This window comes from Candidatus Margulisiibacteriota bacterium (genome assembly GCA_031268855.1).
Classification (GTDB): Bacteria; Margulisbacteria; Termititenacia; order Termititenacales; family Termititenacaceae; genus Termititenax.
This window is the reverse complement of record JAIRWS010000051.1, coordinates 1-10,460: the sequence shown is the minus strand read 5'-3', so window position 1 is coordinate 10,460 and position 10,460 is coordinate 1. Positions and strand designations below refer to the sequence as shown.

Annotated in this window: 15 protein-coding genes; 4 read left to right on the top strand and 11 right to left on the bottom strand. The window is 50.4% G+C overall.

What is annotated here, in order from left to right; all coding sequences use genetic code 11:
- The 4 genes from rph to rsmD all read right to left on the bottom strand — a co-directional run.
- Positions 1 to 626 (bottom strand): ribonuclease PH (gene rph / locus LBJ25_03320; GenBank protein MDR1452987.1); only part of this gene is annotated, 626 nt, incomplete at its 3' end.
- The gene (locus tag LBJ25_03315) at positions 626 to 1,027 is read right to left on the bottom strand and encodes a hypothetical protein (protein MDR1452986.1); all 402 of its coding nucleotides are present in this window, start codon (positions 1,025 to 1,027) and stop codon (positions 626 to 628) included. The genes rph and LBJ25_03315, both read right to left, overlap by 1 nt.
- Positions 1,028 to 1,113: 86 nt before the next feature.
- Positions 1,114 to 1,605 (bottom strand): pantetheine-phosphate adenylyltransferase, encoded by a 492-nt coding sequence (coaD, locus tag LBJ25_03310; GenBank protein ID MDR1452985.1) that lies wholly within the window; start codon positions 1,603 to 1,605, stop codon positions 1,114 to 1,116.
- Positions 1,602 to 2,135, bottom strand: a complete 534-nt coding sequence (gene rsmD / locus LBJ25_03305) for a 16S rRNA (guanine(966)-N(2))-methyltransferase RsmD (GenBank protein ID MDR1452984.1) — start codon at positions 2,133 to 2,135, stop codon at positions 1,602 to 1,604. The genes coaD and rsmD overlap by 4 nt, the downstream gene beginning before the upstream one ends.
- A gap of 222 nt (positions 2,136 to 2,357) precedes the next feature.
- On the opposite strand from rsmD, the gene LBJ25_03300 reads away from it, so the two are divergent.
- Entirely contained in the window at positions 2,358 to 2,717 is a 360-nt protein-coding gene (locus LBJ25_03300) for a helix-turn-helix domain-containing protein (GenBank protein ID MDR1452983.1), read from the top strand.
- Here LBJ25_03300 and recG read toward each other — a convergent pair whose 3' ends face one another.
- The 7 genes from recG to LBJ25_03265 form a co-directional block, all read right to left on the bottom strand.
- Positions 2,718 to 4,784, bottom strand: coding sequence for an ATP-dependent DNA helicase RecG (gene recG, locus LBJ25_03295; protein MDR1452982.1), 2,067 nt, complete (start codon positions 4,782 to 4,784; stop codon positions 2,718 to 2,720).
- A 61-nt stretch (positions 4,785 to 4,845) separates the two neighbouring features.
- Positions 4,846 to 5,001 carry a hypothetical protein gene (locus LBJ25_03290; GenBank protein MDR1452981.1) on the bottom strand — a complete coding sequence of 52 codons (156 nt, stop codon included), beginning with the start codon at positions 4,999 to 5,001 and terminating at the stop codon, positions 4,846 to 4,848.
- Between the two features lie 57 nt (positions 5,002 to 5,058).
- Positions 5,059 to 5,709: an endonuclease III gene (locus tag LBJ25_03285; protein ID MDR1452980.1), complete on the bottom strand. Its 651-nt coding sequence runs from the start codon at positions 5,707 to 5,709 to the stop codon at positions 5,059 to 5,061.
- The gene (locus LBJ25_03280; protein ID MDR1452979.1) at positions 5,706 to 6,542 is read right to left on the bottom strand and encodes an RNA methyltransferase; all 837 of its coding nucleotides are present in this window, start codon (positions 6,540 to 6,542) and stop codon (positions 5,706 to 5,708) included. Before LBJ25_03280 ends, LBJ25_03285 begins: the two co-directional genes overlap by 4 nt.
- Positions 6,508 to 7,281 (bottom strand): SDR family oxidoreductase, encoded by a 774-nt coding sequence (locus LBJ25_03275; protein MDR1452978.1) that lies wholly within the window; start codon positions 7,279 to 7,281, stop codon positions 6,508 to 6,510. The genes LBJ25_03280 and LBJ25_03275 overlap by 35 nt, the downstream gene beginning before the upstream one ends.
- Before the next feature lie 176 nt (positions 7,282 to 7,457).
- On the bottom strand, positions 7,458 to 7,787 hold the full coding sequence (locus LBJ25_03270; protein ID MDR1452977.1) for a BrnA antitoxin family protein: 330 nt from the start codon (positions 7,785 to 7,787) through the stop codon (positions 7,458 to 7,460).
- The gene (locus tag LBJ25_03265; protein ID MDR1452976.1) at positions 7,771 to 8,052 is read right to left on the bottom strand and encodes a BrnT family toxin; all 282 of its coding nucleotides are present in this window, start codon (positions 8,050 to 8,052) and stop codon (positions 7,771 to 7,773) included. Before LBJ25_03265 ends, LBJ25_03270 begins: the two co-directional genes overlap by 17 nt.
- A gap of 124 nt (positions 8,053 to 8,176) precedes the next feature.
- On the opposite strand from LBJ25_03265, the gene LBJ25_03260 reads away from it, so the two are divergent.
- The 3 genes from LBJ25_03260 (at position 8,177) to LBJ25_03250 (ending at position 10,298) form a co-directional block, all read left to right on the top strand.
- On the top strand, positions 8,177 to 9,436 hold the full coding sequence (locus LBJ25_03260) for a hypothetical protein (GenBank protein MDR1452975.1): 1,260 nt from the start codon (positions 8,177 to 8,179) through the stop codon (positions 9,434 to 9,436).
- Between the two features lie 238 nt (positions 9,437 to 9,674).
- Positions 9,675 to 9,869 (top strand): hypothetical protein, encoded by a 195-nt coding sequence (locus tag LBJ25_03255; GenBank protein ID MDR1452974.1) that lies wholly within the window; start codon positions 9,675 to 9,677, stop codon positions 9,867 to 9,869.
- A 27-nt stretch (positions 9,870 to 9,896) separates the two neighbouring features.
- The gene (locus LBJ25_03250; protein ID MDR1452973.1) at positions 9,897 to 10,298 is read left to right on the top strand and encodes a hypothetical protein; all 402 of its coding nucleotides are present in this window, start codon (positions 9,897 to 9,899) and stop codon (positions 10,296 to 10,298) included.
- The last annotated feature ends 162 nt before the right edge of the window (positions 10,299 to 10,460 follow it).

The window sequence follows — 10,460 nt, the reverse complement described above, 5'->3', positions numbered from 1 at the left end:
CGCGTAAATGTGCCATGTTCGCCGGTGCCCTGCACTTCCACCAGCTGGCCGGAGCCGGTCATGATAACATTCAGGTCAACTTCCGCGGCGCTGTCCTCGAGATACATCAAATCCAGGCGCGGTTCGCCGTCCACAATACCGGCCGAGACAGCCGCCACGCTGTCCACGATCGGGTCGATCAAGATTTTGCCACCGGCCAGCAGTTTATTGACCGCCAGACGCAGAGCGACAAAAGCGCCGCTGATCGAAGCCGTGCGCGTGCCGCCGTCCGCCTGGATCACATCGCAGTCCAGAGTGATAGTTATTTCGCCGAGTTTTTTCAGGTCTATCGCCGCGCGCAAAGCCCGGCCGATCAAACGCTGTATCTCCATAGTCCGGCCGCCCACTTTGTACCTGTCGCGGGCTACTCGCTCATTGGTCGCGCCGGGCAGCATGCCGTATTCGGCAGTCAGCCAGCCCTGTCCCTGTCCGCGCAAAAAAGGCGGCACTTTTTCCTCAACGGACGCCGTGCAAATAACTTTCGTCTCGCCCATTGTGATAAGCGCCGAGCCGGCGGCATTTTTCGTGAAGTTAGGCGTTATTTCCGCTTTGCGAATCTCATTGTTTTTCCGTTTATCCGGCCGCATTATTTCGCGCCCTCCCTGCGTTTTTTAAGAACTTCCCGCCCGTTATGCAAAGTGCGCTCCCATTTAGCGATCACGACCTGCAAATGAGCCAAAACATGGTCGGCGTACTCATCGGCCTCGCGGGTCAGGGCGTCAGCCTTTTGTTTAGCCTGCCGGATCAAAGGCTCGCCTTCCGCGCCGAAAGCCTTGGGATCGTACTGCTCTTTACGCAACGGCTTCAATTGCGGCACACTCACTGCCCGCCGCGCGGCCTGACCTTCTGTCTGCGCCAGCAGTTTAAGTTTCTCCAAAAAATCCAGTAAACGCCGCTCTTCCACCACGATTTTATTTTTAGAAAAAGGCGCTTTGGGTGCGCCGGAAATATAGGCGACAATTTCCTCGATCAAGCCCAATGTTTCCATGAAAACCCCCGTCAACAATCATAACACCAAACAATTTGGCAGTTCAAGCAAATTTTTTGCGAAGCCTCTGCAAAAATATAAAAAACTTACTTTTGCGGAGGCTTTTCAAATTTTTGTCGTAGGGCTTTAGCCGAAGCCGGCGGCACCAGATGCTCGACCTTGCCGCGATAGCCGGCGATCTGCCGCGCCACACTCGACGACAAAAAAGAATAGGCCGCGTCGGTCATCAGGAAAACCGTCTCCAAATCGCTTTTGAGCTGGCGGTTGGTCAGTGTCATTTGAAATTCGTAATCAAAATCGGACACCATGCGCAGGCCGCGAATGACCAGATTGGTGCCGCACGCCACGGCAAAATCGACGAGCAGTCCGTCAAAAGTCCGCAGCGAGACATTGGGGATATGCGTCAGGGATTCCTGCAAGATCCGCAGCCGCTCCTCGATCGGAAATAAATGCCGTTTATCGTCATTGTGCAATACCGCGACAATTATCTCGTCAAAAATTTTAGCGGCACGTTCGATGATGTCAAGATGACCATTGGTGATCGGATCAAAAGAACCCGGATAAATAGCTTTGCTCAATTTTTTTTCTCCAAAAATAATAACTTGGCCGAGCCGTAACGCCGCTCGTCCCGGATCTTCACCTCCGGCGGCAGTTCCGGCGTGTAGTCCGCCGCCGTCTCAGCGATCAGCAAACCAGCGGGATTTAGTATAGCAAAGCAGGCCGAAACCGCAAGCAGACCCCGCCGGTACGGCGGATCAAGAAAAATAATATCAAAATTTTCCGTTTTGGCCGCCAGAGATTTAAGCGCGCGCGGCACGTCGCTGTGGTAAACACGCGTATTCAGGCAGCCGAGTTTTTGAATATTGCCGCGGATAAACTGCGTGTTTTGGTCAACGAAAACCGCTTCGCGCGCGCCCCGACTGACCGCTTCCAGACCGATCGAGCCGCTGCCCGCATAGAGATCTAAAAATCGCGCGCCGTTGACGCGGGCGCCGATAATAGAAAACAAGGCTTCCTTAACCATATCTTTGGTCGGGCGCAGATCCGGATCATTTTTGGGAAAAGCCAAAAGGCGGTGTTTGTATTGTCCGGCGATGATGCGCATTATGGCAAATTGTACAACAGGCCGGTCTCACTGCTCAATTCATTTTTTCGCCGCGGTGGATTTATTTAACTTTCATAATATAAACCAGCGTGTAAAACTTAGGCACAATGCTGATAACAGAACTGGCTCCGCCGCCGGAAAGCTGATATATATCAATATTGATAATTATCAATGTTTTTATTTTCGTCAATTCATAAAATAACAGGATAAGGATGGTTAAAAACAATGAGCAATATCCAAAAACTCCAGCTGCACATCGGCAAACGCCTGAAAGAATTACGCCAGAAAAAGGGTTTGACTATGGAAGTGTTGACCGGATTACTGGACATTGATTTTTCCAATTATGTTTATCTAGAAAAAGGCCATACCGGCGTGCCCCGCCTGGATATTTTACTAAAATTAACCGATTTTTATGGCGTGCCTATTGATTATTTATTTCTAAACTATAAAGCTCCTCTGGAAAAACCGCTTAAAACCAGCCGCGCAGAACAAAGATTGTTAACCGTCTTCCGCAAGATGAGTTTCGCGGCGCGGCTGGCTTGTTTAGAGTTTTTAAATAAACTGCCCGCCAAAAACAAAAAATAGTTAATTCAGCAAAATATAATCGATCAATCCGTGACTGCGCCGGCGCAGTTCGGCACGGAGCAAAGCGTGTTCCGGTTTGGCCAGACGCGGGTCCCGCTCGATCAGCGCAAAGGCGGCGGCACGCGCGGCCTGCAGGAGCTTCTCGTCTTTGACCAAATCGGCCAGCAGCCGGTCAGGAAAACCGGACTGCGCCACGCCGGTAAAATCACCCGGACCGCGCAGCGCCAGATCGATCTCCGCCAGCTTAAAGCCGTCCGTTGTTTCAACCAGAGCGTTGATCCTTTTTTTGCTGTCCGCAGATTTAAGTTCGGCGATCAAAAAACAGAACGCTTCCTGCCGGCCGCGCCCCACCCGGCCGCGGAGCTGATGCAGCTGCGCCAGGCCGAAACGCTCGGCGTTCTCGATGATCATGATCGTCGCATTGGGCACGTCGACACCGACCTCGATCACCGTCGTCGAGACTAAAACCTGCAGCTCTTTTTCCCGAAACTGGCGGATGATCTCCGCTTTTTCCGCGCTTTTCAGGCGGCCGTGCAAAAGCCCGATCCGGTATTCCGGAAAAATTTTTACCAGCTGCGCGCAGGATTCAGCCGCGGCCTGCAGGTCGATTTTTTCTGACTCTTCGACCAGCGGATAAACAATGTAAGCCTGTTCGCCCTGCCGCAAATGCCGACGCAAAAATTCGCGCACGCGCTGGCGCGCGCGTGGCGTCGCGTGATAAGTCTTGACCGGCGTGCGCCCGGGCGGCAGCTCATCAATATTTGAGCGGTCTAAATCGCCGTAAATCGTCAGAGCCAAACTACGCGGGATCGGCGTGGCGGTCATTATCAGCAGGTCAACATTTTCCGCGCTTTTAGTTTTTAATAATTGCCGCTGGACTACGCCGAAACGATGCTGCTCATCGATAATAACAAAACCCAATTTTTGAAAAATAACTTTTTCCTGAATGACCGCCTGCGTGCCGATGACGATCTGACAGGCGCCGGATGCCAGCCGCTGGTAAATTTCTTTTTTCTCGGACGGCGTGTGTCTGCCGAGCAGCGCGCCGACCTGAACACCCAGCGCGGCCAGACGCGTGGTGATCCTGGCAAAATGCTGTTCGGCCAGCACTTCCGTCGGCGCCATCAGCGCGGCTTGATAACCGGACTGCACGGCGCAAAGCAAAGCGGCGATCGCCACATCGGTTTTGCCGGAGCCGACATCGCCCTGCACCAGACGGTTCATGGGCTTGGGCGCGGCCATATCGCACAACACCTCGTCAATGACGTGTTTTTGCGCGGCGGTCAGCTGATACGGCAGGCTTCGGTAATAAGTCTCCAGCAGCGCGCCCTGCGGCTGAAAACAAATACCGTTTAATTCCGTTTTGGCGCGGGCATAACGCAAGGCCGCGCCTAACTCCACGTAAAAAAATTCATCAAAGACCACGCGGCGGCGCGCCTGCCGCCAGGCATCACGCCGCACAGGAAAATGCAGCTCAGACACGGCCGCCGGCAGAGCGGCCAGCGCGTATTCTGTCCGCAGATCCGGCGGCAAGGGATCTGCCAGCAGCGGTAAATATGTCAGAGCCTGCTGGACGATTTGCCGGAGTTTTTTTTGGGCCAAGCCCTCGGTCAGCGCGTAAAACGGCGTGACGCCGGCGCGGTAAGCCGGCGTGATGATCTCATAATCATCGGCCTCGACCTGCCAATGCCTGCTGTAATTATTGTAAACAACTTTGCCGGACACCAAAACTTCTATGCCCTCCAACAACGCGCTGGCCAGAAATTTTTGATTGAACCAGACCGCGCTGAAAATCCCGTCGCTGTCCTGTATTTCCGCCTGCAAAACATAAAAACGCGGCCGCGGCTGATTTAAATTTACCCGCGTGATCCTACCGCGCAAAAGAATACGCTGTCCCGCATAAGCGGACAATTCGCCAGAACGCTGGATTTTGCTGCGGTCGGCATAACTACGCGGAAAATAATAAAACAGGTCGCCTATTCTGGCTAAACCAAGTTTTTGGAATTTCTTGGCCAGCGCGGGACCAACGCCTTTTAGATATTGGATATCGGTTTCGAGATTGTTCACCAAGGTATTGTAACAAAGATAGAGGCGTTGCAGGCGGCGCCTCTATCTTCAGCAAAAACAATTACTTGCTATCCGTAGGATTCGTGTTGTAATTGCCGCTGTATTTGTTGCCGCTCTTAGCAGATGTGCTAGAGACTTGCTCCGCGGTGGCGCCACAGCCCGCCAGCATTACTGTTACAACCAGAGACAAAGCTGCAATTGCCAGTAACTTTTTCATTTAAGATCACTTCCTTTCGCCTATATCTCTAATAATACTCACTAACTATATTGACGATTATACATGATTGGCACGCACCGCGCAATCTGTTAAAACACAATTCACGCACCTGGGGCCGATAGGTCGGCAAATAGTCTGGCCAAAAGCCACGATAATTTTATTGATCGCCGACCATTTATTTTTGGGAAACAACTCCCGCAAAGCAAACTCAGTTTCTTCCGGCGTCCTGCTCTGCACCCAGCCCAAACGGTTGCTGATACGGTGCACATGCGTGTCCACGCAGACCGCCGGCAGATTGAACCCGAGCGCCAGCGTCAGATTGGCGGTCTTGCGGCCAACACCCGGAAAAGACAACAAAGCGTCAAGATCAGCCGGAACTTCGCCATTATGCTTTGTCAATAAAATATTACAAATTTGTAATATTTGTTTGGCCTTGGTATGGTAAAAACCAACCGGATATATAAGTTTTTCCAATTGTCTCCCGCTCAATTTCGAGATTTTTTGCGGGGTATCGGCCGCGGCATACAAACGTTTGCTGGCCTGCGCGGTGGTCTGATCTTTGGTGCGCAAAGAAAGCACGGTGCTGATCAAAATCTTGAACGGGTTCTGCGTTTCCACCGCCAGCAAGTCCAAAACAGCCGCCTGCCACTTGGGGTATTCTTTTTCGAGTAATTCCAGCTCTTTGAGCGCTTGTTTTGCTGTCTTCATTTTGACCATCTGCTGATGTTTGCGTGCTTCCTTTGTCTTAGCGCTTCATATATCAGGACAGCCGCGGAAACTGAAGCGTTGAGTGAATCGACCGCGCCAGACATAGGAATAATAACGCTGTCCGCCGCGTTTTTTAGCCAAATATCCGAAACTCCAGCGGCTTCACTGCCAATGACCAGCGCTAGCGGAACGGAAAGATCAGAATCGAAGCACACTTTTTGGGCCTGAGGAGAGGCCAGAACAGTTTTTATTTTGCGCGCATTTAACCAAATCAGCGCGTCAGCGGCGGCCGTGCAAAACACTGGCAGGGAAAAAACCGCGCCCAGACTGGCGCGGATAAGGTTAGGATTATAGAGATCGCCAATCTCATCGCAGACCAAAATCGCGTCAACACCGGCAGCTTCAGCGGTGCGGAGAATTGCGCCGATATTTCCAGGCTTTTCCAGTTTATCCAGAACTACGATCAACGGATCGGACGGCAATTTAAGATCGCTCAGTTTTCGCTCTGGCATTTTGGCCACAGCGACAAAACCTTCCACGGCGCCGCGATAGGAAACACGCTCTAATATCCTGTCAGAAACTTTTATTTTTTCGTCAATTTTCACGCTTAAATTTACGAAAAAATCACATTTTTGAGGATTGTACAAAATTTTTATAATACTTGCACTGTTCCGCGCGGCAATGTCCAATTCGCGCTGCCCTTCTATAATAAAGAGGCCGGTTTCGGCGCGCCCCCGTTTATCATGCAGGCGTAAAATCTCTTTGACCAGCGGATTGGCAACGCTGGTTATGGTTTTGTCAGCCGCGGACACAGTGAAAACCGTTATCGACATGAATGATTTCGCCGGTGATGGATTTGGACAAATCACTGCCCAGAAAAACCGCCGTGCCGGCCACATCCGCCGGGGTCATTTCACCTTTGAGCGGCATAAAATCCTGCGCTTTTTGCTGCAAGCCGGAAAAATTTTTAATGCCGCGCGCCGCGAGAGTCTTGATCGGCCCGGCGGAAATGCCATTGACGCGGATCCTTTTATCGCCCAGGGATTGCGCCAGATACTTGCCGGAAATTTCCAGCGCGGCTTTGGTCACACCGGCTAGACCGTAAGTGGAAATAGCGGCTTCGCCGCCGATATAAGTCAAATACAGCACACTGCCGCCGCCCGCCGCCTCAAAAGCCGGCAGCAAAGCATTGGTCACGGCAACCAAACTGTAAGAGCTGATATCATTGGCCAGAGCAAAACCCGGACGGCTGATCTTGTAAAATTCGCCGTGTAGATCTTCTTTGGGGACGAAAGCCAGCGAATGGACAAAAATATCGAGTTTACCGTAGGTGGAAAGTATTTCCTGCCCCACTCTGGCAATATCCGTGTCTTTGGTCACATCCAGCTCGGTAATCAATTGCGGCTCGAACGGCTTGACCAGATCGCCCATTTTTTCTTTCAAGCGCTCATTTTGATAAGTAAAGGCCAGCTCCGCGCCGTGTTCGCGCAAAGCCTGGGCAATACCGTAAGCAATGCTGTAATTATTAGCCACGCCGGTGACCAGAGCTATTTTACCTTCTAACAATTTCACTTTGCCAGCCTCCTAAATTTTACGGCCTTTCTTTTTATTGTTCCCGCGCGCGTTAAACTCCGGAACAAGCAACAGGCCAAAGAGCAGGAGTTAGAGATTACTTAATTTTTCTAAAATCGTCAACGCTACCGGACTGAAGCCTCCGCAAAAGCTGTCTGACGAATAGCGGATCCAATTCAAGCAACTTTCAAACGCCCATTGCTGATTAGCCAGTCTTTAGTTATATTATTTACTCTAGTAGTCCAATTTTTTCCGGTCTTTTTTAATTCTGATAAAACATCCGCGTCAAAACGGATATTAACTTTTTGTTTGCATACGGCTTTTTTGGGCCGGCCAAATTTAACCTTAACAGGCCTGGCTAAACCACTGGCTAGAAGATCAGTTAGGTCTGGATTGTCCTCATCGTACACCTCAATATTATTTTTGAGCCTGTTGTCTATTTTCCGCCAGCACGTTTTTGATCTTGCTCGTCTCATTTCCTCAAGTGTTTTACGAATTATTGTCATAGTAAATACTCCTTTCTTTTTGCCAAACATGCCGCACTGAAATTATGCGACAAGCGCCGCTCCTGGGCGTATGAACAACCGCCGCCAAATGTCTGCCACATAAACCAATGGTCTTAAACCTTTGTTCAGCATAGCCAAAACATTCAAAGGTTCGGTTGTTCGAATCAGTAAACACTTGCCAAGCATCGTTAAAATCAAAACCATGCTTGGCCAAATTACTTGCGGCTTTATTAGTGTCCCACTCAAAGCGATCAAATTCGTACATCGCAGACTTATTGTACCCCCAAAAAGTAATCCAGTCAACGCTACCGGACTATACCACGCCTGGCCGGATGCTTTGTCCTAAAATATCTGCAACTATATTTCGTACCTTACGAATATTTAGAGTAATGCTCCACCGGAAAATTATCAGCCAGCCGCCGCCAAATAACATGGACTCCCTGCGGGCCGCGGAATTTTTGCGGAATTTCGATTTTATCTGCGCGGAAAAAATGTATCCCTTGCGGGAGCGTGCCAAACTTGTTATCCAGTCGCTGCTAACCCTCGGCTATGTCTCGCCGCAAGAAGCCGCGCAGCTGCCTCTGCGTTCCAATACAGACAAACTGAATTTCTGGTATCATTTTTTTTACAACCAGCATTATATTTTCGCCAAAATGGGACTTTCCATGCGCGCGGCCTTTTGGCGGATCATTAAAGAGCAGCTGGCTGTTTCGCCTAAAACCGGCATTCAAAATTTACAGAACATCGCCCGCGGTTTCTTTAGCGGCGAACTAAACCTCTTTACCGAGGAAATGGCTATCCTTAATTATATCAGGAACAGCGGCCTTGGTTATTTTACGGTGTCGTTATACAAACATTATACGAAACTCTCTCCGAACCACCGGCAGAAATTCTTACAGGCGGTCGAGGCCGCACAGCAGGCCATGCTGCAAGATAAACCCTGGTCGGCAGTCAAGCAGCTGCTGCCGGCCTGGGGGCTGCAGAACAAACGCGAGCGTGCTTTTGAGCTGCTGCTGCAGGTCATGCCCTGGCAGACTGTCTTTTGCGCAGCGTGGCAGGCGCGGAAAATATTCCACGCCAATATTAAGCGTGATCTGGAAATGCGCCGGCATCTAACGTGGCAATTTCCGCAATTAACCGGCAAGACACTTGAGCGCCGCGGGCGTTTTTACCGGCCAGGAAAATCTATCTGGCATATACCTTACGGCGGGCTGGCGGATATTTGCACGGCAGACCGCCCGCAGATCCTCTGGCGCGACCCTAATTTTAATCTTATCAGCATTTTCGATGAGCGCGCCTATCTGGGTTTTTTGCAAATTGTGTTCCAGGAAATACCGGGTCTGGGGCGATGTCTGGTGCTGTACGGCAGCGAACCGGCGGCGAGCCTGCTCAAAACCAACAGCGCGAGCGGCCTCTATCATGAATTTATCTCGGTGTGCCGGGAATTTGCCAGAGCCGCCGGACTGTCCGGCGTGGCGCAGACCGCCTGCGAAGCCTGGTTCAGCAACCGCCTCCAGCTGCGTGTTTATATTGAGGACTACGTGCGTACGCTGCCCAGGATCCAGCTGGCCAATAAATATCAGGATTACTGGACTTACCGGAGCGACTCCGTGTATCTTTTGGCGGACTTTTCCACCGAACCGCGATAAAGCAAAACGAACTGTTTACGCGGTTTAATTTACATCCTCTTCAATTATGGTACTTCCGCCCACCGTGCGCCGGTTGCGCACGGGATTTTCTCCGCGGCTTGAAGCCGCTGTCGGTCGCAGGGCGGCAGGTATAAAAATGAAAAAAGTGGGTATACATTCTGGCGGACAAACAAAATCTAACAAAGAAAGGAGGACGATTGTTACGGCAGGAATTTCAAAAGGTAACAATCTCAACATTATGAATTTAAATAAAGACGCGCTAAAAAAAGCTCTGGCGATATCATTGGTCACCCTGACCATCGGTTCGCTTGGCTTAGCCAATGAAGTGACCATTGAGCTGATACCGGACAGCGATCTACCAGCCTGGGTGCAGGACAGCGGCCCCGCGATGGCACAGAGCGGCGACAGCCCGACAATAGAATTGCTCGGATAAAATAATTTAAAGAAAGGAGAAAAGATAATGCGCCAATTATACACGGATTTCGCACATATTAATGATCACTATAAACCACCGGTAACGAAATTTACTGAGGAAGTCAAGGTGGGGAGCAAGCAGACAGAAAATGTTAATCTTAATGATTTAAACAAAACTAAACCAGTCTCAACACCATTGCTGGCAATTCCTTCAAAAGAAGTTCCTTTGTGGGAAGAAAAGATACTCCCTCAGCTTAATGGCGCCAATATTGGGGCGGAATTTAAAATCGAAAAAAACAATAATGGAGAATGTCGTTTAGTAATAAAAGGTGATATAAATCCGTACAAAGTAATGGATTTATTGAAAGAATTCTCGAACATTCCAACCGTTGACAGCAAGAAAGTGGAAGAGGCATCTAAGCAAGCTCAAGAATTAGCTAAGTATTAATCCGCAGTTTGGTTTTTTTACTTCGTTATCCCTGCCAGCCCTATTGACTGGCAGGACTTCTGCGCGCGCCAAGGATCATGCGCGTGGTCGCCAGCCAATGTGTTGACGAGGAGCGACGCTTTGCCAGACGGAGACCAACCGGATCAGACTGGCGCGAATAAA